Source organism: Arthrobacter sp. LFS091, from assembly GCF_047977885.1.
Lineage (GTDB): Bacteria > Actinomycetota > Actinomycetes > Actinomycetales > Micrococcaceae > Arthrobacter.
Window position 1 is genome coordinate 45,091 of sequence record NZ_JBFPFP010000010.1, and the last position, 24,993, is coordinate 70,083.

Below are 24,993 nucleotides of genomic sequence, written 5' to 3' on the forward strand. Positions count from 1 at the left end.
ATTAAGGCCAGCAGCAAGGAATCCACGTGGCGCAGAACCCCGGCACATCGAAAAAACCGAAGACGCCGGCGGCAAGGAAGCGGCTGCGTGTTGGCCTTGGCATCATGCTGACGCTGTTGCTTGTAGTGGGCGGCAAGCTGTTCATGGTGCAGGGACTTGACGTGGGCGGAATGGCCGAAGCCGCCCTTGCGAGCCGACTGACACCCCAGGTATTGCCCGCCGAACGGGGCAAGATTGTCGACTCCAAAGGCACGGTCCTGGCCAGCAGCGTGATTCGCTACAACATCGTGGTGGACCAGGTCCAGAACACCAACACGGCTTCGTTCAAGCGCTATAACGAGAAGACCGAAGAACTCGACGTCGTCACCCGGGACCAGGGAATCTCCGAACTGGCTGCCCTGCTGGGAGCCGACGAGGGCAAAGTCCGTGATGCCCTGACCGGCGACAAAAAGTATGCGGTGGTGGCCAAGGACGTCAAACCGGAGCTCGAGGACCGGATCTCCAAACTCCTGATTCCTGGAATCGTGGCAGAAGGTGTCAGCAAGCGGGTTTATCCCAATGGCAGCGTGGCCGGCGGAGTCATAGGGTTCCTGCAGGATGGCACCAGCGGTCAGGCCGGCATCGAACAGACACAGGATGATGTGCTGCGAGGCACCGAGGGAAAGCGCGTCTTTGAAATTGGTGCAGATGGCCTCCGGATTCCGGTGGCAACTGACGAGCTGACCCCTGCCGTGGATGGCAGTGACGTCAAACTGACCCTCAACACCGACATCCAGTACTTTGCCCAGCAAGCTATCCAGAACCAGGTCGACAAGCTCAGCGCCGAGTGGGGCGTGATCATCGTCATGGACACCAAGACCGGCAACCTCATCGCATTGGCCGACACCAACGCACCCGACCCGAATGATCCGGGCAAGGTCGATGCCAAGGACCGCGGCGTGCGCTCTGTGACAGCCGCATACGAGCCGGGTTCTGTGGAGAAAATGATCACCGCCGCGGCTGTGATCGAAGAGGGCAAGTCCAACCCGCTGGACCATTTCACTATTCCGCCGTCGTACACCATAGATGGCCAGACCTTCACTGACGCGTTCGAGCACGGCACCGAAGAGCGGACATTGGCCGGCATCCTGGGCTGGTCCATGAATACCGGAACCGTGATGGCAGGCAGCCGCCTGACCAAAGAGCAGCGTTATGACTGGCTCAAAAAGTTCGGGGTAGGGGAGCAGACCGACATTGGCCTCCCTGCCGAGGCGACCGGCATCCTCGCCAAGCCGGAGCAGTGGGATGACCGCCAGCAGTACACAGTGCTCTTTGGGCAGGGCGTGTCGCAATCGACGCTGCAGACCGTCCGTGCATACCAGAGCATCGCCAACAACGGCGTCATGCTCCAGCCCAGGCTCATTGACAGCTACATTGCCCCCGGTGGGGAAGAGCACAAGGTTCCCGCCAAGGACCCCCGCCAGGTCGTTTCCAAAGAGACGGCGAAACAGGTTCAGGACATCCTGGAAAGTGCCGTGACTGAGGGCCAGATCAAAGATGCGGCCATCGACGGTTACCGCGTCGGTGCCAAGACCGGAACGTCCCAGGCGCCCCGTGAGGACGGTTTGCCCGGCTTCGATGGTTACACGGCCTCCATGGTGGGTATGGCTCCCATGGAGGATCCCCGTTTCATCGTGGAAGTGGTGCTCCAGCGCCCTAAGGGAAGCATCTACGGCATCACCAACGGGCCGGTGTTCCGTTCCGTCATGGCACAGGTCCTCCGGACGTACAACGTGCCGCCGTCAACGGGCACCCCCGCGCGGCTGCCCCAGTTCGTCAAGTAAGCTTTTTGGGCGTCTGTTTCGGCCAAATATCGATCCACCACTAACGGCCCGGGCGCCGCTGGCCCCCGGCCGGTCGTTCCACGAGCACCAACGGAGAACCACGTGTCAGAGCACAATCAGGCAGATGTCCAAGCCAGCACTCCGGATTCCGGCAGATCGGGCTTCCGGCCCGGGTCCGTTGCTGCGGTATCCTTGGCCACCATTGCTGAGTCGCTCGGGCTTGCGGCCCCGGACGCCAGCCGTGAGGCCGGCGTGACCGGTATTTCCCTCAATTCGAAGACCGTCGAGGCCGGGGACCTCTACGTTGCCTTGCCGGGTGCCTCGCGGCACGGCGCCGACTTCGTGGCGCAGGCGATCGACGGCGGCGCCGTCGCTGTGGTGACGGACGACGCCGGGGCGCGCCAGCTTGCCCTGGCCGGCGAGCAGCCAGTGCCCGTACTGGTCGTCGACCAGCCGCGTACCGTCGTCGGACGCTTGGCCGCACTGATCTACCGTAGCCAGCCCGCCGAGGGTGGTTTCCCCTCCCTGTACGGTGTCACCGGAACCAACGGGAAAACCACCACCACCTACTTCATTAATTCGCTGTTGCGTGCCCTCGGGAAGAAGCCCGGGCTTATTGGCACCATCGAGATCGTCGCCGGCGCAGAGCCCATCCCCAGTCTCCTGACCACGCCCGAATCCACGGACGTCCATGCGCTGCTTGCACTGATGCGCGAACGCGGGCTCGATGCCGCCTCAATGGAAGTTTCATCGCATGCCATCGCCTACCACCGGGTAGACGGAGTGATGTTCGAAGTAGCTGGCTTCACCAACCTCACCCAGGACCATTTGGACCTGCACGGAAGCATGGAAGAGTACTTCCGCACCAAGGCTGAGTTGTTCACCAGCGGCAGGGCCCGACGCGCCGTGGTCACGGTTGACGACGCCTGGGGACGCAAGCTGGCCGACACCGCCGATATTCCGGTGACTACTCTCTCGGCCAAGGGCGCCGACGCCGACTGGAGCGTAGCGTCCAGCACCGCACGCGGACTCGGCTCGGAATTCGAACTCAGGCACACCGACGGACGTGCCCTGCGCGTCCACACCGGCCTGCCCGGCGCCTTCAATGTGGCCAACGCCGCACTGGCCACCATCATGGTCCTGGAGTCTGGCGTCGACGTGAAGGAGCTTCAGTCTGCCCTGGACTCCCACGATCCTTTCACCGTGGACGTTCCCGGCCGCATGCAGCTCGTCTCCACCGCACCGGCCTCCGTTGTTGATTTTGCCCACAATCCTGATGCCCTTGCCCGGGCCTTGGAAGCGGTTCGCTCGCCCAAGGAGGGATCGCGCGTGATCGTGGTATTCGGTGCCACAGGCCAGCGGGACCAAGGCAAGCGGCCCACCATGGGCGCCATTGCGGCGCGCCTGGCCGATGTAGTGATTGTCAGCGATGACGATCCCCACGACGAAGATGCGGCGAGAATCCGCGCCGACGTCATGCAGGGCGCCGTAGCGGCGCGTGACGCTGAGGGCCTGGCGTGCGAAATCATCGAGTCCTACCCAAGGGATGCTGCCATCCGGTTGGCCGTCGACAAGGCAACAGCGGAAGACACGATCCTCATCGCCGGCCGCGGCCACGAGGTCTGGCAGGAAGTCAAGGGAGTGAACCTGGCGCTGGACGACAGGGTGGAGTTGCGCGCCGCCTTGACATCCAAGGGATTCAGCGTTTCAACAGACCAGCGGATAGAGTCCTAAACCGAGATGATTGCACTTACTGCGGCGGAAATCGCCGACATCACCCATGGCCGCTTGACCGGAGCTCCGGACATCGTGCCCACCTCCGTCGTCACTGATTCACGGGAAGCAACCCCGGGTTCGCTGTACGTTGCCAAGCCCGGCGAGCACGCCGATGGCCACGACTTCGTCGATGCTGCCTTCGAACGTGGCGCCGTCCTTGTCCTTGCCGAACGCGAAGTCGCCGGCCCGGACGGGAACCCGATTCCCGCCGTCGTGGTCGAGGACGCAGTCCTTGCGATGGGCGCTTTGGCGGCTGAAGCCGTCCGCCGGATTCGCGCAGCGAGGCAGCAGCGCGGAGAGGAAACCACGGTCATCGGCATCACCGGGTCCGCGGGCAAGACCACCACCAAGGACCTCTTGGCGGGCGTGCTGTCCACCGCGGGACCCACGGTTGCGCCGCAGGGTTCCTACAACGGCGAGGTCGGGGTACCGCTGACTGTCTTCTCCGCTGATGAGAACACCCGATTCCTGGTCATCGAAATGGGCGCCACCGGTATTGGCCACATCAAGTATTTGGCAGACATGGTCAAGCCTGACATTGGCGTTGTCCTGGTGGTCGGCACTGCTCACGCTGGTGAATTCGGCGGCGTGGAAAACATTGCCAAAGCCAAGGGCGAGATGGTGGAGGCCCTCAGCGAGAATGGCACCGCGGTGATCAATCTCGACGACGGCCGCGTCGCCGCCATGCGCTCACGGACGAAAGCCAAGGTCCTGGGTTTCACTGCCTCACCGGCCACCACCGAAGAGGTGGAGGCCAGGAACGTGGTTGTCAATGACCAGGGCTACCCGGACTTCGACCTCATACTTCCCGACGGCGGCCCAGCCGTTCAGGTGCGCAGCCGGCTGATCGGTGGCCATCACGTGACCAACCTGTTGGCGGCAGCCGCCGCAGCTTTCGCGGCCGGAATTTCGGCCGCTGACATCGCTTCCTCGCTCAGCTCGCAGTCCGCGGCCAGCCGCTGGCGCATGGAACGGACAGAGCGCGAAGACGGCGTCACCATCATCAACGACGCGTATAACGCCAACCCCGAATCCATGCGCGCGGCCCTGCGGACGCTCGCCGACCTTGGACAGGGCAGGAGAACCTGGGCTGTCCTGGGAGCCATGCTCGAGCTGGGGGAGGACTCCATCCGTGAGCATACGGCCGTGGGCACCCAGGTGGTGCGCCTGAACATTTCCAGGCTTGTCGTAGTGGGTCGGGAAGCCCGGGCCCTCTACGTCTCCGCGATCCAGGAAGGGTCCTGGGGGGACGAGTGCTCATTCACCGAAACCGTGGAGGAGGCCTACGAGTTCCTGCGCAACGAGTTGAAACCCGGTGACCTGGTCCTCTTCAAGTCCTCCAATGGGGTGGGCCTGCGGCATTTGGGTGATCGGATAGCATTACCTCCACGGGCCGAGCCCACCGGAGACACCGCGGACGAAGCTTCCGCAAGCGAAGGGAACGAGCTGCTGTGATTGCACTTTTGATCGGCGCCGGCGTCGCCCTCCTGGTCGCCCTCATCGGGACGCCCTTGTTCATCAAGTTCCTTGTGGCCAAGAGCTACGGCCAGTTCATCCGCGACGACGGACCGACATCGCACCACACCAAGCGCGGCACACCCACCATGGGCGGGACCGTGGTGGTGGCTGCTGTCCTCATCAGTTACTTTGCTACCCACCTGGTCATGTGGATGATGAATCCCCGCTCTCCCGGACCGTCCGCCTCCGGGCTGCTTCTGCTGTTCCTGATGGTCGGCATGGGCTTTGTTGGCTTCCTCGATGACTACATAAAGATTTCCAACAAGCGGAGCCTGGGACTCAATGCCCGGGCCAAGCTGATCCTGCAGGCAGCCGTCGGCATCATCTTCGCTATCCTGGTCCTGCAGTTCCCCAACGAAAACGGGCTCCGCCCTGCCTCGACCCAGATCTCCCTGGTGCGTGACATTCCCTGGCTGGACCTTGCCTTCGGCGGCACCGTGGTGGGCGCCATCCTGTTCGTGCTCTGGTCCAACCTGATCATCACCGCTGCCACCAACGGCGTGAACCTCACCGACGGCCTCGACGGGCTGGCGGCGGGCGCATCCATCATGGTCTTTGGCGCCTACACCATCATGGGAATCTGGCAAAGCAACCAGGCTTGTGGATCCCCGCGCGAGGCAGGAAGCGGCTGTTACCAGGTCCGCGACCCCATGGACCTGGCCCTGCTGGCTGCCATCCTCAGCGCGGCGCTGGTGGGTTTCCTCTGGTGGAACACGTCACCGGCAAAGATCTTCATGGGAGACACCGGCTCCCTGGCCATTGGCGGAGCCGTTGCAGCCTTCGCCATTCTCTCCCGTACCGAGCTCCTGCTCGCCTTCATCGGCGGCCTCTTCGTGCTGATCACCTTGTCCGTGATCATCCAGGTGGGCTTCTTCAAGCTCAGCGGCGGCAAGCGTGTCTTCAAGATGGCGCCCTTGCAACACCACTTTGAATTGAAGGGCTGGGCTGAAGTCACCGTAGTGGTCCGGTTCTGGATCCTTGCCGGGCTCTTCGTGGCCGCAGGCCTGGGAGTTTTTTACGCTGAATGGGTGGTACTGCTGTGAATGAAAGCCCGGAATCAATCGCGTCAGCCGAAGGTTCAATCGCTGACAGGCTGGCCGAACTCACCAGCTGGGACGCCGACTGGAGCGGCCTGCGCGTAGTGGTCACGGGGATTGGCGTGTCAGGCTTCTCAGCCGCCGACACCCTGATCGAGCTGGGCGCGAAAGTGGTGGTGGTTGATGCTGCCACGACAAGCCGTGCAAAAGCCCAGGCCGACACCCTGAAAATCGTGGGTGCCGTTGACGTGCTGTTGGGCGAGGAAGCGGTCAACACCCTTCCCCTGATCGACGGAGCACTTCCCGAGCTTGTTGTGACGTCGCCCGGCTGGCGGCCGGACCAGGCCCTCCTGGCCGCGGCCAAGCGCAAGCACATCGCCGTGTGGGGCGATGTTGAGCTTGCCTGGCGCCTGCGGGTCCGGGCGGGTCACAAAACAGCCGATTGGCTCGCCATCACCGGCACCAACGGCAAGACGACCACTGTTGGCATGACGGAATCCATGCTTCAAGCAGCCGGGCTGAAGGCCATCGCCGTCGGCAATGTAGGCACCCCGATCCTCGATGCCCTCAGGGATCCCGTGGACTACGATGCCTTCGCAGTCGAGCTCTCCAGTTTCCAGCTGCACTGGAGCCACTCACTGTCACCGGTGGCGAGCGTTTGCCTCAACGTGGCCGAAGACCACGTGGACTGGCATGGTTCGTATGCCTCGTACCTCGCTGATAAGGCGAAGGTGTACGAGAACACCCAGAAAGCTGCCGTCTACAACGCGGACCAGATTGAAACCGAGCGGATGGTGGAGAACGCGGATGTCGTAGAAGGCTGCCGTGCCATCGGGTTCACCACCAACACCCCGTCGATCAGCATGCTGGGCGTGGTGGATGGCCTCTTGGTGGACCGTGCCTTCATTGCCGAACGCAAGGACTCCGCCGCCGAGCTCGCCGCCATGTCCGATCTCGGTCCGGTGGCTCCGCGCCACATGGTGGCCAACGCCTTGGCCGCCGCCGCGCTGGTCCGCGCGTACGGGGTTGAGCCGGCAGCCGTGAAGCAGGGCCTGGCCAACTACCTGCCCGGCGCCCACCGCATCCAGCTGGTGGCCAAACACAACGACATCCTCTGGATCAACGATTCAAAGGCCACCAATCCGCACGCTGCCTCTGCGGCACTTTCGGCCTTCCAGAACGTCGTGTGGATTGCCGGCGGCCTCTCCAAGGGCGTCAACTATGACGACCTGGTCAAAGAGCATGCACGCCGCCTGAAGGCAGTGGTGCTGATAGGTACCGATACTGAAGCACTGGAAGGCTCCCTGCAGCGACACGCAGCGGATGTCCCCGTGATCGTGCAGCCCAAGGGCGACACTGAAAGGGTGGAGACCGCAGCCGGTAATGCCGCGTCGCCTATCTACGGCGAGGCTGTCATGGCCCAAGCCGTCGCTGCTGCTGCCACTGTTGCAGCGCCAGGCGACACTGTGCTCATGGCACCGGCGGCAGCATCCATGGATCAGTTCTCTTCCTACGCTCACCGTGGCGACGCTTTCGTCCAAGCAGTTCGCGAGCTTGTGGAAGGGCAGGCACCGACCACCGAGGAGTAACAATGGTCAGCACGCCCACCCGCACCCGCGGCAGAGCGCCACGGGACGGGAAACCCGAGGCGTCGCCCGCGTCGGCGAAGAAGCCTTCCGGGCTCCGCCGGCTCCTGCGCAACTTTTGGGACAGCCTCGAGGGCAAGGACAGGGCCCCGAACAGCTCCACCTATTACCTGATCCTTGGTTGCGCCCTGGCACTGACGGCCATCGGCGTCATGATGGTCCTGTCCGCTTCCAGTGTCGAGGCGATTTCCGAAGGCAAGTCACCCTACGCGGACGCCCTGAAGCAGGCCATGTTCGGAGTCCTGGGTGCTTTGGCCATGTACGTCATCTCGCGAACAAACGTGAACTGGATGAAACGGTTGTCATGGTGGGCACTTGGCGCTGTGGTGGTTCTCCTTGCGCTCGTCCAGGTCATGGGCAACAGCGTCAACGGCAATAAGAACTGGATCGACATCGGCGGCGTGACGCTCCAGCCCTCCGAGACGGCCAAGCTGGTGCTCTGCGTCTGGATCGCTGCCGTACTGGCCCGCAAGCAGAAGCTCCTCCACCGCTGGTGGCACGTCATCATTCCAGTCGTTCCAGGCGCAGGGCTGGTGATCGCCCTGGTGATGCTCGGAAACGACCTTGGTACGGTCATCGTCATTGCTGCCATCACCGCGGCGGGGCTCTTTTTCGCCGGCGTCCCTGGCAAGATGCTTGCCATTGCCGGCGCAGTCGGGGTCGCGGGCGCCATCCTGGGGACCGTCAGCAGCGCGAACCGGATCTGTCGTATCACCTCCTGGCTTGGTACTGCCTCCGCCTCATGCAAGGCCGATTTCGATTTCGACTTCCAATCCACCAACGGCATGTACGGCCTGGCACAGGGAAGTTGGACCGGCCTGGGCCTCGGCCAAAGCCGGCAGAAGTACAACTGGCTCCCCGAAGCACACAATGACTTCATCTTCGCCATCATCGGCGAGGAACTGGGCCTGGTGGGCACCATTGTGGTCCTGGTCCTTTTCGCGATCCTTGGCATCGCCATCTTCCGCGTCGTGGTCCGGCAGACGGATCCGTTCCAGCGCACGCTGGCCGGCGGCATCATGGTGTGGCTCCTGGGCCAGGCAAGCATGAACATGGCGGTCGTCACCCAGCTGCTTCCCGTCGTCGGGGTTCCATTGCCGTTCATCTCGTACGGTGGTTCTGCGCTGGTGATGTCCCTATGTGGCGTGGGCGTAGTCTTGTCCTTGGCCCGAAGCCAGTTGCCGCCGCAGCAGCGGCCCCGTTTCCTCCCGCGCCGTTCTCCGAAAACCGCACGAAAGCATACTTAGCACTTCATGACTCCTGAATCCCTTACTGCCCGCAAGCCCCTGTCCGTCGTCCTGGCCGGCGGCGGAACGGCAGGGCACATCAGCCCCCTGCTGGCTATCGCTGATGCCTTGAGGGACAGGCGACCCGACGCCGCCATCATGACTGTCGGTACGCCGTCGGGCATGGAAACCCGGCTCGTGCCGGCCGCCGGCTACGAGCTGTCAACGATCGACCGGGTTCCGTTTCCGCGGCGTCCTTCCGCCGACCTGCTGAGGCTTCCAGGGCGCATGGGTGCCGCGATCAAGCAGGCCCGGCGCATCCTGACTGATGCGGACGCGGATGTCCTGGTGGGAGTGGGCGGCTACGTTTGCACACCCATGTACCTGGCAGCCCGGAAACTCGGGATCCCCATAGTCATCCACGAGGCCAACATGAAGGCCGGCTTGGCCAACAAGGTGGGCGCGAGGTTCACCAAATATGTGGCTGTCGCTTTCGCCGGGACCCGCCTCCGTGGCGCACGGCACGTAGGCATGCCCATGCGCCGTGCCATCTCCGGACTCAACCGGGCCGAGGCAGCTCCTGCGGCCAAGGCGTCGTTGGGTCTGGACCCGGTGCAACCGACGTTGATTGTTACCGGTGGATCATCCGGCGCCCAAAGCATCAACCGTTCCATCGCCGCCTCCTTGCCGGCACTGGCTGCGGCCGGGATCCAGACATTGCACATCACCGGCAACGGCAAGTCGGTATTGGACGACGACGGCGGTCTCCTCGCCGCTCCCGGCTACCGGCAAGTGGAGTACGTCGACGGGATGGAGAACGTCTATGCCGCTGCCGATGTCCTGTTGGCCCGCGCGGGCGCCGGGACGGTGAGCGAAGTGGCTGCCGTGGGCGTTCCCGCGGTGTTTGTGCCATTGCCCATCGGGAACGGAGAGCAGGCCTTGAATGCTGCTCCCTTGGTGGACGCCGGGGGAGCCCTCTTGGTTGACGACAAGGACCTGAGTCCGGCGTGGCTGGAAGCGGAACTTATTCCGCTTCTGTCGGACCCAGCACGGCTCAGCGTCATGGCCCGCAAGTCCGAGGCCCTTGGTATCAGAAACGCCGATCAGCGCATGGCTGATCTTGTCTTGGAAGCGGTATCCGCATGACCACCAGCATCGCCCCCCTCGAGTCCCTTGGCCGTGTCCACTTCATTGGCATCGGCGGCGTGGGTATGTCCGCCGTGGCCCGGATCATGGTGGCGCGGGGTGTGCCCGTCAGCGGCACGGACGCCAAGGACCTGCCCGTCATGCATGACCTCTCCGCTGGGGGTGCCCGCATTGCAGTGGGCTATGACGCCGGGAACCTGGGCGATGCCCAAACCATCGTGGCCGGTTCGGCAATCCGCGCGGATAACCCTGAACTGGCCGCCGCGAGGGCAGCGGGACTGCCTGTCCTGCACCGGTCCGAGGCGTTGGCAGCCACAATGGCCGGGCACCGCGTGGTCACGGTGGCTGGCACGCATGGCAAGTCCACCACCACCTCCATGATCGCGGTCCTTCTCAAGGAAGCGGGGATGGACCCCTCTTTCGCCATCGGCGCCAATGTCCCGGCCCTGGGCGTCAATGCCGCCCATGGAGCCTCGGATATCTTCGTGGCGGAGGCCGACGAGTCGGATGGCTCCTTCCTGAATTACCGCCCGCTCATTGCTGTCGTCACCAACGTCGAAGCCGACCATCTGGACCATTACGGCACGCCCGAGGCCGTGTTCGCTTCCTTCGATAATTTTGCCGCGCTCCTGCCGGCCGATGGAGTGCTGCTGGCTTGCGCCGATGACGCCGGTGCGCGTGCCCTGGCGGAACGCACGGCCGCGAAGGGGGCGACCCGCGTGCTGACATATGGAACAGCGGACGACGCCGACATCAGGCTTCACGACGACGGTCCGGGCGCCGTGACGGTAGCGGTCGGCGCCGATACCCACTCGCTGGACCTTCAGGTACCGGGGCGGCACAACGCGCTGAACGCGGCAGCCGCGTTCGCGGTCGCCGTCGAACTTGGCGTCGGCCCCGAGACTGCCGCAGCGGCGCTGGGGCATTTCACAGGAGCCTCGCGAAGGTTCGAGCTCAAAGGAGAAGGCAGGGGAGTGCGGGTCTATGACGACTATGCGCACCACCCCACGGAAGTCCGCGCTGCCCTGTCGGCCGCGCGTTCCGTAGCCGGAGGCAGCAAAGTCCACGTCCTCTTCCAGCCGCACCTGTTTTCCCGGACGCGTGAATTCGCCAACGAGTTCGCAGAGGCACTGGCCGCAGCTGACACAGCCCTGGTCCTGGATATCTATCCAGCCCGCGAAGACCCTGTTCCGGGCGTCACCAGCGCATTGATCGCCGATCATTTGACCAACGGCCGCCTTGTGGGGGCCAACGAGGCCGTGGAAGCAGTGGTTGCTGCGGCAGCTGAGGGCGACGTGGTCCTGACGGTAGGGGCGGGCGACGTCACGGCTTACGGGCCAGCGATCGTTGGAGCCCTGGGTGGCTAGCACCCGCAAACCGACGTTCAAGCCCGGGGCGGACTCGCCCGTGGGCAAGGCCGGCGGTCCGCGCAGCGAGGGCCCGGGCGGGGTCATCAGTGCCCAACGGTCCGTCGAGCCTGAACAAAAGACGTCGGATAACGTCATCGCGTTTCCGGAACCAAAGGGGAAACGCAAGCGAAGACTCGTGCTGTGGACGGTCTCGCTTGTCGTGGCCTTCGTTGCCGTGCTCATGGCGGCGGCGGTCTTTTCCCCGGCCCTTGCCGTTCGGACCATCACCGTGGACGGCACCACGCTCCTGACACCTGATGCCGTCCGGAAAGCACTGTCAGGCCTGGACGGCAAACCGCTTCCGCAAGTCAGCGAGCAGGAAGTCAACGAGCTCCTGAAGCCGTTGATCCAGGTCCGGTCGGCCACCATCGAGGCGCGGCCGCCGTCGGAGTTGTTGGTGCACGTCAACGAACGGGTACCCGTAGCCTTGTTGAAACAGGGTGACAGCTATGTGATGGTCGACGTCGATGGCGTGCAGCTGGGTTCCACCAAGGACCAGGCCGCTGTGGCTTTGCCCTTGATCGACGCTGGCGCCGGCGCAACCAACACGGAGTTGTTCAAGGCGATAGCCGCCGTCTTGGACACACTGCCTCCCGACGTCCTGGCCCGGATGTCCACAGCATCAGCCGCGTCCCCGGATGCGGTTGAACTGAAACTCGTGGACGGAAAGACGGTAGTGTGGGGCAATGCCGAGGACAGGGAACTGAAGGCGAAGGCACTTGAAGCGCTGTTGAAGATGCCTGCGGACCCGAAGGTACCCGTGAGCGTTTACGACGTCAGTGTCCCGCGGCATCCGTTCACCAAATAGAGCAGCACAGGGAAAGTAGACTCGCGCCGGCGGCAGCCTTATTTCACGGCAATGACACGACACGCGCAAGCGGTCATTGCATGTGGGAACCAGAGGAAATACCGTCGCTGTAGAGTTACTTGACATAACTATAACCTTCAACTAGAGGGTTAAGGTCCAAGTATTCAAGTTGGACTCGATCAGTTTCGCTATAGGACACAAGCAAGGGGCACGAAACGTGGCAGCACCGCAGAATTACTTGGCCGTCATCAAGGTCGTCGGCATCGGCGGCGGTGGCGTGAACGCAGTCAACCGCATGATCGAGGTGGGCCTTCGGGGCGTCGAGTTCATCGCCATCAACACCGACGCGCAGGCGCTGCTCATGAGCGACGCCGACGTCAAGCTTGACGTCGGACGCGAACTCACCCGTGGCCTCGGCGCCGGAGCAAACCCTGAGGTCGGCAAGCAGGCCGCAGAAGACCACGCCGACGAGATCGAAGAAGTTCTCCGGGGTGCAGACATGGTCTTCGTCACCGCTGGCGAAGGCGGCGGTACCGGAACCGGTGGCGCCCCTGTCGTCGCGCGCATCGCCCGCTCCCTGGGTGCGCTGACCATTGGCGTGGTGACCAGGCCGTTCACCTTCGAAGGCCGTCGTCGCGCGGGCTCTGCGGAGGCCGGCATCGACGCCCTCCGCGATGAAGTCGACACCCTGATCGTGATCCCCAACGATCGCCTCCTGTCCATCAGCGATCGCAACGTCTCCGTCCTGGACGCTTTCCGTTCCGCGGACCAGGTGCTGCTGTCCGGTGTCCAGGGCATCACCGACCTCATCACCACGCCCGGCCTGATCAACCTTGACTTCGCCGACGTGAAGTCCGTGATGCAGGGCGCAGGTTCAGCCCTCATGGGTATCGGCTCCGCCCGTGGCGAAGACCGTGCTGTCAAGGCCGCGGAACTGGCCATTGCTTCCCCGCTGCTGGAGGCTTCCATCGACGGCGCCCACGGCGTCCTGCTCTCCATCCAGGGCGGCTCGGACCTCGGCCTGTTCGAAATCAACGAGGCCGCCCGCCTGGTCCAGGAAGTGGCCCACCCCGAGGCCAACATCATCTTCGGCGCCGTCATTGACGACGCCCTGGGCGACGAAGCCCGCGTCACTGTCATTGCTGCAGGCTTCGACGACGTCAAGGCAACGTCTCCTTCGATGGACCAGTCGCGCCCGGCCCAGAACCCCGTCCCCGCCGAGCGTCCCGCTGCTCCGAACAGCGCTCCCTCCAGCGCAGCTGCACCGCAGCACGCGACGGCCGGCATCGGTGCCGCAGGATTGGGCAACTGGGGCCAGCAGCGTCCCGCCGCCCTGCCCGCAGACTCAGGTTTCGACGTCGACCTTCCTGCCGTGGTGGAACCGGATCTCACCGGCAGCCGCTCGGATGACCTCGACGTTCCCGACTTCCTGAAGTAAAGCCGCGTCCGGAGAGTCAGTACCTGGTGTTTTGGTGGCGTAATGAAGTACTGCCCGGCGTCTCCGTAGCCTTTACGGACAGGGACGCCGGGAACCTGGCCCTCCACGTCGGGGATGACCCCGGTGAGGTCCTGGACCGGCGGGCCCGCCTCGACCAAGCCGTTGGCTTGGGCGCCGGGCGCTTCCAGTACATGGATCAGGTCCACGGAAACACCGTGGAGTTCATCGAGGTCCATGGCCAGGGCCCCACCGCGGATGCCATGGTCTCCCGAGGGACTTACGCCCACCCGGCACCGCAACCTTTGGCGGTGATGGTTGCAGACTGCGTGCCTGTGGTCCTGGTGGGTGTGGATTCCAGGAACCAGCCCATCATTGCCGCAGCCCACGCGGGGCGTCCAGGTGTCGCCTCGGGCGTTATCCCCGCGACCGTCGCGGAGATGCGCCGGCGGGGAGCTGCGAGCATCAGGGCCTGGCTGGGCCCGTCCATCTGCGGTTCCTGCTATGAGGTGCCGGCAGAATTGCGGGCCACCGTGGCTGCTGACGTGCCAGCGGCATGGGCATCCACGTCATGGGGAACCCCGGCCCTGGATCTTCCAGCAGGAGTGCGCTCCCAATTGGCCGCGGCGAACGTGAGTGTCGAGTATTCGGGGGAGTGCACGTTGGAAAACGACAATCTTTTCTCGTACCGGAGGGACAACCGTACCGGTCGATTCGCAGGTTTGGTGTGGACGCATGACTAGCTCTGATAACGATCCTCGTACCGCGGAACTGGCCGAACGGCTGGCCGCCGTGGCGGGCAGGATCGAAACGGCAACCGCGGCCGCCCATCGGACCGATCCGCCGCGGTTGATCGTGGTCACCAAGTTCCATCCCGCCGCGGACGTCCGGCGCCTGGCATCCCTGGGAGTCGCGGATGTCGGCGAAAACCGTGACCAGGAAGCCGCTGCCAAATCAAGTGAGCTGGCTGGCGTTGATGTCCGATGGCACTTTATCGGGCAGCTCCAAAGCAACAAGGCCAAGTCGGTTGTCAAGTACGCGTCGTCCGTCCAATCAATCGACCGCGTCCAACTCGTTGATGCGCTGGCCAAAGCCATGGCGCGCGAACAGGATGGTACGGGCCGCGCGGACCTCGACTGTTTCATCCAGGTCAGTCTGGAGGACGACGCCGGTGCTCACCGTGGCGGTGCCGGCCCGGCCGACGTCGAGGTTCTCGCCGAAAAGATCCAATCAGCCGGCGGCCTGCAGCTCTCCGGCCTGATGGCCGTAGCACCCTTGGGTGCCGATCCCGAGGCGGCCTTCGAAAAGCTCGCAGGGATTTCGGCCGCCCTCACCTTAATCCACCCCGAAGCGACGGCCATGTCCGCGGGCATGAGCCAGGACCTGGAAGCTGCAATTAAGTTCGGGGCGACACACCTGAGAATTGGCTCCGATATTCTCGGTTCCCGTCCGGCCGTGGGGTAGCGTCAAAGTATTGGAATGACGGGCCGGGGTTCCGATGTGTCAAGTCATGGCGGCCCGCCTACTGCAGAAACGATAGGAGTGCACCATGGCTGGCGCTCTGCGCAAGACAATGATCTATCTTGGGCTCGCCGACGGCGATGAACACTACGAATCTGAGCAGGCAGCCGCCTCGCACCCCGACGAAGAACGCCCCCAGGCACAGGAACGGGAAGAGCGCCGCGCGCCTGCTCCCGTCCGGGAAGTTGTCCGTGAAATGCCCACTGTTGACGCCGAAGAGGAATACCGCGCACCTGTGACACCCATTAAGCGTGCGGCGTCCAGCCGCGAAGATGCCTCGGGCCTGAGGCAGATCACCACCGTCCATCCCCGCTCGTACAACGACGCCAAAGTCATCGGTGAAAGTTTCAGGGATGGCATCCCCGTCATCATGAACGTGACCGACATGGGCGAAGCGGACGCGAAGCGCCTTGTGGACTTCTCCGCAGGACTGGTCTTTGGCCTGCATGGCAGCATTGAGCGGGTGACCAACAAGGTCTTCCTGCTGTCGCCGTCGTATGTCGAAGTCATAGGAGATGACAAGAAGGCCAGCGAAACGCAGGCCAGCTTCTTCAACCAAAGCTGACAAGAGTCTTTCAAGGATGCCAGGCGGGTCTACCTGCCTGGCATCTGTGTTGCAATAGTAAGGACCGATCGGCGTTGCATACTATGGACCGATCGGCATTCCGGAACAAGTGGGAGATCTGAGCTAACTCGTGGGCATTGTTTTCGGCCTTATCTACATAGTGTTGTTGCTGTTCTTCATTGCCCTGATCATCCGGCTCATCTTCGAGTGGGTGCAGATGTTCGCCCGACAATGGCGGCCCCGGGGTGTGGCGTTGGTTACAGCCCATGTGGTGTACTCCGTAACCGACCCGCCCCTGAGGAGGCTTCGGCGGCTGATCCCGCCCCTGCAAATGGGCGGAATTTCGCTGGATTTGGGCTTTTTGATCCTGATCATTGCGGTCAGCATTGCGATGGCCGTGACCAGCAGCCTGGCCTAGCTGCACCGCGGAACCCCGGACCACCGATGGTCCACAGGCCGCAAATTCTCTCCAATTCAACACGATGGTGTTGAATTGGAGGAACCAGATGATATTTAGGTACCGTAGTTTTGAACGGCCGGAAGGCCTACTGACTAACTAGACCAACGAGGTGACCAGATGGCTTTGACGCCAGAAGACGTTGTCAACAAGCGCTTTCAGCCGACCAAGTTCCGCGAAGGCTACGACCAGGACGAGGTCGATGACTTCCTCGACGAGATCGTGGTGGAACTTCGCCGCTTGAACCAGGAGAATGACGAGCTTCGCAAGAAGCTCGCCGAGGCCGGTTCGGCTGTGCCTGCTGCAACCACTGCGGCTCCGGTCGTCGAGAAGGTGCCGGCTCCGGTCAAGGTCGACAAGGAAGCCGAGGCCAAGGCAGAAGCTGAAGCCAAGGCTGCCGCTGAGGCTGCCAAGAAGAAGGAAGCTGACCAGGCCGCCGCTGCCGCCGCCAAGGCTCCTGCTGCGAACAACAGCCTCACCCCCTCTGCCGAGTCGGCTGCAGGACTGCTTGCCATGGCACAGCAGATGCACGACAAGCACGTCTCCGACGGTGCGCAGCAGAAAGAAAAGATCATCGCCGAGGCGCAGATCGAGGCCTCCAGCCTCGTCAACGACGCCCAGGAGAAGTCCCGCAAGATCCTCGGTGCCCTCGAGCAGCAGCGCTCCGTCCTTGAACGCAAGGTTGAGCAGCTCCGTGGCTTCGAGCGCGATTACCGCTCACGCCTGAAGGCCTACATCGAAGGCCAGCTGCGTGACCTCGACGCCCGTGGTTCCGTCGCTGCCCCTGAGGTCGGCGAAGCAACCGCAGACGTATAGCAAGTATTCTAAAAGCCGGTGGCTGAGGACTCCTCGGCCACCGGCTTTTGCTGTTAACCCACCGCAGCGGCCACCACGCTTACCGAATGAAAGCCATAATGACCGACGACTTCACCGATGACGCTTCACAGCCGGAGCCCGGCTCACGCCGAAAGCGGCGTCCGGCCGTACTCTGGCTTTTTGCCGGCTTCGCCGTGTTCGCCTACGCCTTCGACCAACTCACCAAGCTCTGGGTAACCAGCACCATGACCGAGGGCGAGCGGATACCCGTGCTCCCACCGTTGCTTCATTGGTATTACATCCGGAACTCCGGGGCGGCGTTCTCCATCGGTGAGAACGTCACATGGATTTTCACGATCGTCATGGCGGCTGTTTCCATTGCGATCCTTTTCCAGCTGCGCCGGCTGGGCTCGGCCTGGTGGGCATTGTCGCTGGGCCTGCTGCTCGGCGGCGCATTGGGCAACCTGACAGACCGCTTGTTCCGTGAGCCGTCTTTTGCCATGGGACATGTTGTGGACTTCATTCAGTTGCCGAATTTTGCCATTTTCAACATCGCCGACTCGGCTGTAGTGTCCGGGGTGGCCATCCTCTGCCTGCTGACTCTCCGCGGCGTTGGCATGGACGGGTCCCGCCATGTCCAAACGCCGAAGCCAACCGGTGAGGCCAAGCCGGCCGGCGGTTCCACGGGGGATTCCACCAGTGAGTGACTCCGTGGTGGTACCCGAGGACCTGGCTGGAGCACGTGCGGACGCCGGGTTGGCGAAATTGCTGGACATCTCACGGTCTGCCGCGGCACTGCTGATCGCCGAAGGCAACGTCACTGTCGGGGGCGTGCCCCTCGGCAAATCGGCGAAGCTTGCAGCCGGCACAGTTCTGGACGTCACCGTTCCGGAACGGCCTGACCCTTTGGAAGTCGTGGAGGAAGTTGTGGAAGGCCTGAAAATCCTGCTGGACGACGATGAATTCGTTGTCATCGACAAGCCGGTGGGAGTCGCCGCCCACCCGTCTCCCGGATGGGTGGGCCCCACTGTGGTGGGCGGCCTCGCCGGGGCGGGATACAGGATCTCAACGTCCGGGGCACCTGAGCGTGCAGGGATCGTGCACCGGCTCGACGTCGGCACGTCCGGTGTCATGGTCGTGGCAAAAACAGAGCATGCCTACACGGTATTGAAGCGGGCGTTCAAGGAACGCACCGTGGACAAGGTCTACCATGCAGTGGTCCAGGGCCTCCCTGATCCACTTGAGGGGACCATCGATGCCCCCATTGGACGTCACCCCGGCCACGACTGGCGGTTCGCTGTCATTGAGGATGGTCGTCCGTCGGTCACCCATTACGAGGTACTGGAAGCCTTCGGCAAGGCGACGTTGGTTGAGGTGCACCTGGAAACGGGACGTACCCACCAGATCCGCGTCCACTTCTCGGCGCTCCGGCATCCCTGTGCCGGTGATCTCACCTACGGCGCGGACCCCCGCCTGGCCGCCACCTTGGGCCTCACCCGGCAATGGCTGCATGCCCGCCAGCTGGGATTCAACCACCCCCGCACGGGGGAGTGGGTGGAGGTCAGCAGCGACTATCCCGCGGACCTCCAATACGCGCTGGACCTGCTTGCCAGCGGATCCGCGTAGATTGCCCTCACCGTCCCCGGGTCCACGTTCTGTCGGACCGGGGACGGTAGACTGTCGTGGTGACTTCCAGCAATGATTCGTTCGTCCACCTGCACACCCACACCGAATACTCCATGCTGGATGGAGCCGCCAGGCTGGGTGAGTTGTTTGACGAAACCGAACGGCTGGGCATGCCCGCCCTGGCCACCACGGACCACGGCTACCTGTTCGGTGCGTTCGACTTCTGGCGCAAGGCCACGGACAAAGGCATCAAGCCCATCATTGGCGTTGAGGCCTATGTAACCCCGGGTACGGCCCGCGGCGATAAGGAACGCGTCCGCTGGGGCGACGAAAGCCAGCGCAAAGACGACGTCTCCGGTGGTGGCTCCTACACCCACATGACGCTGCTGAGCTACAACAACGTGGGCATGCGGAACCTCTTCAGGGCCTCCTCGATTGCCTCGCTGGACTCCGTGTTCGGCAAATGGCCGAGGCTGGACCGTGAACTGCTCAACACCTACTCCGAGGGCCTGATTGCCACCACCGGCTGCCCATCCGGGGAAGTCCAGACCAAGCTGCGGCTGGGGCTCTACCGCGAGGCGGTGGAGGCCGCCGCGGAGTTCCGGGACATCTTCGGCGCGGAGAACTACTTCTGCGAGTTGATGGACCACGGCCTGGACATCGAGCGACGCGTCACTGGCGACCTGCTGCGCCTGGCCAAGGAGCTGAACCTTCCGCTTGTAGCCACCAACGATCTCCACTACACGCACGAGCACGACGCCAAGGCGCACGAGGCCCTCCTGGCCATCCAATCGGGTTCAACCCTCCTGGAACCGACGTACGACAACGGCGGTTCGAGGTTCGCGTTCTCCGGCAGCGGGTACTACCTGAAGTCGCCGCAGGAAATGCGTGAACTGTTCCGCGACCACCCCGAGGCCTGCGACAACACCCTGCTCATCGCCGAGCGGTGCGAAGTATCGTTCAACACCGGTGCCAACTACATGCCGCGATTCCCCTGCCCGCCCGGGGAGGACGAGACGTCCTGGCTGGTCAAGGAAGTCGATGCCGGACTCAAATACCGTTACCCCCAGGGCATTCCGGACAAGGTACGCGCTCAGGCCGACTACGAGCTTGGCGTCATCACCTCCATGGGTTTCCCCGGTTACTTCCTGGTGGTTGCCGACTTCATCAACTGGGCCAAGAACAATGGCATCAGGGTGGGTCCGGGCCGTGGCTCGGGTGCAGGTTCCATGGTGGCTTACGCCATGCGCATCACCGACCTCGACCCGCTGCAGCACGGATTGATCTTCGAACGCTTCCTCAACCCGGACCGCGTTTCCATGCCTGACTTCGATGTCGACTTCGATGATCGCCGCCGCTCCGAAGTGATCGATTACGTCACCAAGAAATACGGCGACGAGCGAGTGGCCATGATCGTCACCTACGGAACCATCAAGACCAAGCAGGCGCTCAAGGACTCCTCGCGTGTGCTTGGCTACCCGTTCAGCATGGGCGAGACACTCACCAAGGCCCTGCCGCCGGCAGTCATGGCCAAGGACATCCCGCTCGCCGATATCCAAAACCCCGAGTCTAAGCGCTACAGCGAAGCAGGGGACTTCAGGCAGCTCATCGCCACCGATCCCGAAGCCGCGAAGGTCTTCGAGACGGCGTTGGGTATTGAGGGGCTGAAGCGCCAGTGGGGCGTGCACGCTGCAGGCGTGATCATGTCCTCGGACCCCATCATTGACGTCATTCCCATCATGCGCCGTTTCCAGGACGGCCAGGTCATCACGCAGTTCGACTATCCGACATCTGAAGGCCTCGGGCTGATCAAGATGGACTTCCTGGGCCTCCGAAACCTGACGATCATTTCGGATGCGCTGGAAAACATTAAGATGAACCGTGGCGTCGAACTGGACCTGGAAAACCTGGAACTAGACGACGCCGCATCCTACGAACTCCTGGCCCGCGGCGACACCCTGGGCGTGTTCCAGCTTGACGGCGGACCCATGCGGTCCCTGCTCAAGCTGATGAAGCCTGACAACTTCGAAGACATCTCCGCAGTCCTGGCGCTGTACCGCCCGGGTCCCATGGGCGCCAACGCCCACACCGACTATGCCCTGCGCAAGAACGGGATCCAAGAGGTCATTCCTATCCACCCGGAGCTGGAAGAACCCTTGAAGGAGATTCTCGGCGGCACCTTCGGCCTGATCGTGTATCAGGAGCAGGTTATGGCCGTGGCGCAGAAGCTGGCCGGCTACTCACTCGGCCAAGCCGATATCCTCCGCCGCGCGATGGGCAAGAAAAAGAAGTCCGAGCTGGACAAACAGTTCGCCGGCTTCTCGCAAGGTATGCAGGACAACGGCTATTCCATGGCTGCCGTGAAAACGCTCTGGGACATCCTGCTCCCGTTCTCCGACTATGCCTTCAACAAGGCCCACTCCGCTGCGTATGGCGTGATTTCCTACTGGACTGCCTACCTGAAGGCGCACTACGCGCCCGAGTACATGGCGGCGCTGCTGACGTCGGTGGGCGATGACAAGGACAAGTCCGCCATCTACCTCAATGAGTGCCGCCGCATGGGCATTACGGTGCTGCCGCCGGATGTCAATGAGTCCTCGTTGAACTTCACGCCTGTGGGAACGGACATCCGCTTCGGCATGGGTGCCATCCGCAACGTCGGCGTGAACGTGGTGGATGCCATGGTTGCGGCCAGGACATCCGAAGGCAAATACACCTCGTTCAAGGATTTCCTGCTCAAGGTTCCCGCCGTCGTGTGCAACAAGAGGACCATTGAATCCCTGATCAAGGCCGGCGCGTTCGACTCCCTGGGCCACCACCGGCGCGCGCTGGCAATGATCCACGAAGAAGCCATCGACTCGGTCATCACCCTGAAGAGGAATGAAGCGATTGGCCAGTTCGACCTCTTCGCGGGCTTCGAGGATCAGGAACCCGAAGCATCGCTGACCACCGAGATTCCGGATCTTCCGGAGTGGGAGAAGAAGGACAAGCTCTCCTTCGAGCGCGACATGCTGGGCCTCTACGTCTCAGACCATCCGCTCCAGGGGCTGGAGGGCGTCCTCAGCCAGCACGCCGAACAATCCATCACATCGATCATCGCCGAGGACGGACCGCACGACGGCGCGATTGTCACCATTGCGGGGATGATCACCTCGTTGAGCCGAAGAATCGCGAAGGCCAGCGGCAATGCCTATGCCCGGGCGGAAATCGAGGACCTGGGCGCCTCGATGGAGGTCATGTTCTTCGGGCAGGTCTATGGCCCGATTGCCTCCGTGCTGGCGGAAGACCTGATCGTGGTGGTCAAGGGACGCTTGCAACGGCGTGATGACGGAGCTGTGACGCTGAACTGCATGGAACTCTCCGTGCCGGACCTCAGCGAAAGCGTGAACGGGCCCGTGGTGATCACCATCCCCACGTTTAAGGCGACGGAAGCGGTAGTGACTGACCTCCGTGATGTGCTGCGGACACATCGGGGAAACTCGGAAGTCCGGCTGAAGTTGATGGGCGACACCAAGGTGGAGGTCATGGGGCTGCCGGTCCACATGCGGGTGAACCCCAGCCCGTCACTGTTCGGAGATCTCAAGGTCCTCCTGGGCCCTGCCTGCCTGGATAACTAGAAGGGCGGGCCCGGGAGGGCTCAGATCTCGTAATCGAGCGGCGCCGGCTTGCTGTACGTGCCGCTGTGATACAGCAGGGGAGTGCCGTCGTCGCCTACCTGGCCGTCGACGACCTCAACCACCACCACCGCGTTGTTTTCGAACGACAAGCGCATTTGGATCTTTCCCACGAGCCAGCCGCTGACGTCCTTGAGGATCGGCACGTCGTGTGGGCCGGGCTCCCAGTGGTCGCCTTCGAAACGGTCGCGGGTCCGGGCGAAGCGATTGGCCAAAGCTTGGTTTTCAAGCCCGAGCATGTGCACGCCGATGTATTCGGCGTTGGCCACTGCTGGCCAGGAACTGGAACTCCGGGCCATGTTGAAAGTGAAGCGCGGCGGTTCGGCGGACAGGGATGCCACTGAGGTGGCGGTGAAACCGAACGGATTGCCGTTGAGGTTGGCGGTAATAATGGCCACCCCTGCTGCATGCCGGCGGAACATCTCCCTGAAGGTCTGCTCGAAGCCGGGTTCTTCGCTTGCCACGTTGTTGTTCTCCTGGACTGGTTGTGTTTCTTTCTCTCAGGGTATTCCCCGGGTGCGCCACCCCCGTCTTTTGCGGGGCCAGCGTGAACCTTTGTTAATGTGGGTTGCATGACCGAGCCCAGTGTGAGCCTTCCTTCCGTTTCCGAACCGGCTCCGGCCCGTAGTCCGCGGCAGTTGAAGGACGTACTTTTTTGGGTGGCCTTTCCCGCAGCTTTGGGCGTGGTCCTGGGCGTGCTCTGGTGGCTCTTGGCCCCGGGTGGGCTCAACCTCCTTTCGGGCAACCCGGACCTGTCCAATCCCGCGGACCCGGAGTCGTGGCTTCCGCGGGACTTGGTGCTCGCCGCCCTGGTGCTCCTCGCAGGGTGTGCAACCGGGCTTGCCCTGGACGGAAAGCTGCAGGGCACCGATGCGCCGCGTCGGCTGGCTTTCGCGCTGCTCGGCGGGGCGGTGGGCGCAGTGATCGCCTGGCTGGTTGGCCTGCTGGCCGGTCATTTGTGGAGCCAGGCCCCGGACCCGGCCCTCGGTGCAGGGTACGGTTTCACGCTGCGCTCCTATGCAGTACTGGTCTTGTGGCCAGCAGCTTTGGCCTTCATGACGTTTGTCCTGGCGCTGTTCGGGGTTCTTTCGAAGAAGCCCGTAAAATAGCCGGGTGACCACTTCCCCGGATACTTCCGCCCCAGCAGCTGCCCTCGATTTCCGCACGATCGACTTCCGGGGCCGCCACCTTTCGCTTGCCGAACTGCGTGAAGCCGTTCCCAGGGCACGCCATCAGACGATGGCCGACGCCGAGCAAAAGGTCCAGGACATCATCTCTGCCGTACGCAGCAAGGGCTTCGCTGCCCTGGGCGAGCTGGCCAGGACGTTCGACGGCGTGGAACAGTCCCACCCCCGGGTGCCGGCCGAAGCACTGACGCGGGCGCTGGAAGAGCTCGACCCCGAGGTCCGTGCGGCCTTGGAAGAATCGATCAGTCGGGCGCGCCAGTTTGCCGACCGGCAGCGGCCCGCCAATGTGGACGTTTCGTTGGGCGACGGTGCAGTGGTCAGCCAGAACTGGATTCCCGTGGGCCGTGTTGGGCTGTATGTCCCTGGCGGCCTGGCTCCTTTGGCGTCATCCGTGATCATGAATGTGGTACCGGCTGTGGCTGCCGGCGTCGGGTCCATCGCTTTGGCTTCGCCTCCGCAGAAGGACTTTGGTGGCCTGCCGCACCCCACCATCCTGGCGGCAGCCAAGCTCCTGGGCATTGATGAGGTCTATGCCATTGGTGGCGCGCAGGCAATTGTGTCGTTTGCCTATGGCATTCCGGGAACCGGTGAAGAACAGCCGATCGAACCTGTCGATGTTGTGACCGGCCCCGGCAATATTTTCGTGGCCACCGCCAAGCGGCTGGTTAAGGGCGTTGTGGGCATCGACTCTGAAGCCGGGACCACTGAGATTGCGGTCCTTGCCGATGCCACGGCACAGGCACCCCTTGTAGCTGCCGATCTGATCAGCCAGGCCGAGCACGATCCCAAAGCAGCTTCTGTATTGGTGACGGACTCCGCGGACCTGGCCGACGCCGTCGTGCGTGAGCTTGCACGGCAGGCTGCTGCCACTAAGCACAGTGCCCGGGTTCTTGAGGCGCTGTCCGGACCGCAGTCCGGGGTGGTCTTGGTCGATGACCTGGACCAGGGGATCGCCGTATGCAACGCCTACGCGGCCGAGCACCTGGAAATCATGACTGCGGACGCAGCTTCGGTCGCGTCCCGGATACGGAACGCCGGGGCCATTTTCGTCGGTGAGTACAGCCCAGTCAGCCTGGGTGACTACTGTGCCGGCTCCAACCATGTTCTGCCCACCAGCGGCACCGCCGCTTTCTCGTCCGGATTGAACGTCACCACCTTCCTGCGCGCAGTCCAGGTCATCAACTATGACCGCGACGCCCTGCAGCAGGTCAGCACCCACATCGTCAGCTTGTCGGGCGCGGAGGACCTGCCGGGCCACGGCGACGCCGTACGAATCCGGTTCGCCTGACCCTAAACCACTACATATAAGGGTCCCTACCACTA

21 protein-coding genes are annotated in these 24,993 nt (G+C 63.2%); 20 read left to right on the forward strand and 1 reads right to left on the reverse strand.

Annotation, left to right across the window (positions count from 1 at the left end; all coding sequences use genetic code 11):
- The first annotated feature begins 26 nt into the window (after positions 1 to 26).
- The 18 genes from ACNQOP_RS18230 to dnaE all read left to right on the forward strand — a co-directional run bounded on the left by ACNQOP_RS18230 (position 27) and on the right by dnaE (position 22,426).
- Entirely contained in the window at positions 27 to 1,823 is a 1,797-nt protein-coding gene (locus tag ACNQOP_RS18230; protein ID WP_235520429.1) for a peptidoglycan D,D-transpeptidase FtsI family protein, read from the forward strand.
- A 102-nt stretch (positions 1,824 to 1,925) separates the two neighbouring features.
- On the forward strand, positions 1,926 to 3,557 hold the full coding sequence (locus tag ACNQOP_RS18235; protein WP_416405367.1) for a UDP-N-acetylmuramoyl-L-alanyl-D-glutamate--2,6-diaminopimelate ligase: 1,632 nt from the start codon (positions 1,926 to 1,928) through the stop codon (positions 3,555 to 3,557).
- A gap of 6 nt (positions 3,558 to 3,563) precedes the next feature.
- Complete coding sequence (locus ACNQOP_RS18240) at positions 3,564 to 5,054, forward strand: UDP-N-acetylmuramoyl-tripeptide--D-alanyl-D-alanine ligase (RefSeq protein WP_416405368.1); 1,491 nt, start codon at positions 3,564 to 3,566, stop codon at positions 5,052 to 5,054.
- Complete coding sequence (gene mraY / locus ACNQOP_RS18245) at positions 5,051 to 6,160, forward strand: phospho-N-acetylmuramoyl-pentapeptide-transferase (RefSeq protein ID WP_211711319.1); 1,110 nt, start codon at positions 5,051 to 5,053, stop codon at positions 6,158 to 6,160. The genes ACNQOP_RS18240 and mraY overlap by 4 nt, the downstream gene beginning before the upstream one ends.
- On the forward strand, positions 6,142 to 7,743 hold the full coding sequence (gene murD, locus ACNQOP_RS18250) for a UDP-N-acetylmuramoyl-L-alanine--D-glutamate ligase (protein ID WP_416405369.1): 1,602 nt from the start codon (positions 6,142 to 6,144) through the stop codon (positions 7,741 to 7,743). Before mraY ends, murD begins: the two co-directional genes overlap by 19 nt.
- Before the next feature lie 2 nt (positions 7,744 to 7,745).
- Positions 7,746 to 9,047, forward strand: coding sequence for a putative lipid II flippase FtsW (gene ftsW / locus ACNQOP_RS18255; RefSeq protein WP_416405370.1), 1,302 nt, complete (start codon positions 7,746 to 7,748; stop codon positions 9,045 to 9,047).
- 6 nt (positions 9,048 to 9,053) lie between these two features.
- Positions 9,054 to 10,172: an undecaprenyldiphospho-muramoylpentapeptide beta-N-acetylglucosaminyltransferase gene (murG, locus tag ACNQOP_RS18260; protein ID WP_416405371.1), complete on the forward strand. Its 1,119-nt coding sequence runs from the start codon at positions 9,054 to 9,056 to the stop codon at positions 10,170 to 10,172.
- Entirely contained in the window at positions 10,169 to 11,539 is a 1,371-nt protein-coding gene (murC, locus tag ACNQOP_RS18265) for a UDP-N-acetylmuramate--L-alanine ligase (protein WP_416405372.1), read from the forward strand. The genes murG and murC overlap by 4 nt, the downstream gene beginning before the upstream one ends.
- The gene (locus tag ACNQOP_RS18270; protein WP_416405373.1) at positions 11,532 to 12,389 is read left to right on the forward strand and encodes an FtsQ-type POTRA domain-containing protein; all 858 of its coding nucleotides are present in this window, start codon (positions 11,532 to 11,534) and stop codon (positions 12,387 to 12,389) included. The genes murC and ACNQOP_RS18270 overlap by 8 nt, the downstream gene beginning before the upstream one ends.
- 217 nt (positions 12,390 to 12,606) lie before the next feature.
- The gene (ftsZ, locus tag ACNQOP_RS18275) at positions 12,607 to 13,827 is read left to right on the forward strand and encodes a cell division protein FtsZ (RefSeq protein ID WP_235520438.1); all 1,221 of its coding nucleotides are present in this window, start codon (positions 12,607 to 12,609) and stop codon (positions 13,825 to 13,827) included.
- Between the two features lie 26 nt (positions 13,828 to 13,853).
- Positions 13,854 to 14,567 carry a polyphenol oxidase family protein gene (locus ACNQOP_RS18280; RefSeq protein ID WP_284987254.1) on the forward strand — a complete coding sequence of 238 codons (714 nt, stop codon included), beginning with the start codon at positions 13,854 to 13,856 and terminating at the stop codon, positions 14,565 to 14,567.
- Entirely contained in the window at positions 14,560 to 15,288 is a 729-nt protein-coding gene (locus tag ACNQOP_RS18285) for a YggS family pyridoxal phosphate-dependent enzyme (RefSeq protein ID WP_257371326.1), read from the forward strand. Before ACNQOP_RS18280 ends, ACNQOP_RS18285 begins: the two co-directional genes overlap by 8 nt.
- An 85-nt stretch (positions 15,289 to 15,373) precedes the next feature.
- A complete protein-coding gene (locus ACNQOP_RS18290) occupies positions 15,374 to 15,910 on the forward strand; it encodes a cell division protein SepF (protein WP_235520441.1) in 537 nt (178 codons plus the stop codon).
- 130 nt (positions 15,911 to 16,040) lie between these two features.
- Positions 16,041 to 16,328: a YggT family protein gene (locus ACNQOP_RS18295; RefSeq protein ID WP_235520442.1), complete on the forward strand. Its 288-nt coding sequence runs from the start codon at positions 16,041 to 16,043 to the stop codon at positions 16,326 to 16,328.
- 159 nt (positions 16,329 to 16,487) lie between these two features.
- Positions 16,488 to 17,183, forward strand: coding sequence for a DivIVA domain-containing protein (locus ACNQOP_RS18300; RefSeq protein WP_235520443.1), 696 nt, complete (start codon positions 16,488 to 16,490; stop codon positions 17,181 to 17,183).
- Positions 17,184 to 17,281: 98 nt separating this feature from the next.
- Positions 17,282 to 17,890 carry a signal peptidase II gene (gene lspA / locus ACNQOP_RS18305; protein WP_416405417.1) on the forward strand — a complete coding sequence of 203 codons (609 nt, stop codon included), beginning with the start codon at positions 17,282 to 17,284 and terminating at the stop codon, positions 17,888 to 17,890.
- Complete coding sequence (locus ACNQOP_RS18310) at positions 17,883 to 18,809, forward strand: RluA family pseudouridine synthase (protein WP_416405374.1); 927 nt, start codon at positions 17,883 to 17,885, stop codon at positions 18,807 to 18,809. The genes lspA and ACNQOP_RS18310 overlap by 8 nt, the downstream gene beginning before the upstream one ends.
- A gap of 59 nt (positions 18,810 to 18,868) precedes the next feature.
- Positions 18,869 to 22,426 carry a DNA polymerase III subunit alpha gene (gene dnaE / locus ACNQOP_RS18315; RefSeq protein ID WP_284987256.1) on the forward strand — a complete coding sequence of 1,186 codons (3,558 nt, stop codon included), beginning with the start codon at positions 18,869 to 18,871 and terminating at the stop codon, positions 22,424 to 22,426.
- Between the two features lie 20 nt (positions 22,427 to 22,446).
- Here dnaE and ACNQOP_RS18320 read toward each other — a convergent pair whose 3' ends face one another.
- Positions 22,447 to 22,947 carry a flavin reductase family protein gene (locus ACNQOP_RS18320; RefSeq protein WP_257371329.1) on the reverse strand — a complete coding sequence of 167 codons (501 nt, stop codon included), beginning with the start codon at positions 22,945 to 22,947 and terminating at the stop codon, positions 22,447 to 22,449.
- Positions 22,948 to 23,055: 108 nt separating this feature from the next.
- Here ACNQOP_RS18320 and ACNQOP_RS18325 point away from each other — a divergent pair, with 108 nt between their 5' ends.
- A complete protein-coding gene (locus tag ACNQOP_RS18325) occupies positions 23,056 to 23,592 on the forward strand; it encodes a hypothetical protein (protein ID WP_416405375.1) in 537 nt (178 codons plus the stop codon).
- 4 nt (positions 23,593 to 23,596) lie between these two features.
- Positions 23,597 to 24,958: a histidinol dehydrogenase gene (gene hisD, locus ACNQOP_RS18330; protein ID WP_416405376.1), complete on the forward strand. Its 1,362-nt coding sequence runs from the start codon at positions 23,597 to 23,599 to the stop codon at positions 24,956 to 24,958.
- Positions 24,959 to 24,993 lie beyond the last annotated feature (35 nt).

Coding starts and splice junctions, on each gene's coding strand:
- ACNQOP_RS18240 (WP_416405368.1), top strand. CDS start 3,564: ATGATTGCACTTACTGCGGCGGAAATCGCCGACATCACCCATGGCCGC.
- lspA (WP_416405417.1), top strand. CDS start 17,282: ATGACCGACGACTTCACCGATGACGCTTCACAGCCGGAGCCCGGCTCA.
- ACNQOP_RS18285 (WP_257371326.1), top strand. CDS start 14,560: ATGACTAGCTCTGATAACGATCCTCGTACCGCGGAACTGGCCGAACGG.
- ACNQOP_RS18300 (WP_235520443.1), top strand. CDS start 16,488: ATGGCTTTGACGCCAGAAGACGTTGTCAACAAGCGCTTTCAGCCGACC.
- murC (WP_416405372.1), top strand. CDS start 10,169: ATGACCACCAGCATCGCCCCCCTCGAGTCCCTTGGCCGTGTCCACTTC.
- ACNQOP_RS18290 (WP_235520441.1), top strand. CDS start 15,374: ATGGCTGGCGCTCTGCGCAAGACAATGATCTATCTTGGGCTCGCCGAC.
- ACNQOP_RS18325 (WP_416405375.1), top strand. CDS start 23,056: ATGACCGAGCCCAGTGTGAGCCTTCCTTCCGTTTCCGAACCGGCTCCG.
- murD (WP_416405369.1), top strand. CDS start 6,142: ATGGGTGGTACTGCTGTGAATGAAAGCCCGGAATCAATCGCGTCAGCC.
- ftsW (WP_416405370.1), top strand. CDS start 7,746: ATGGTCAGCACGCCCACCCGCACCCGCGGCAGAGCGCCACGGGACGGG.
- murG (WP_416405371.1), top strand. CDS start 9,054: ATGACTCCTGAATCCCTTACTGCCCGCAAGCCCCTGTCCGTCGTCCTG.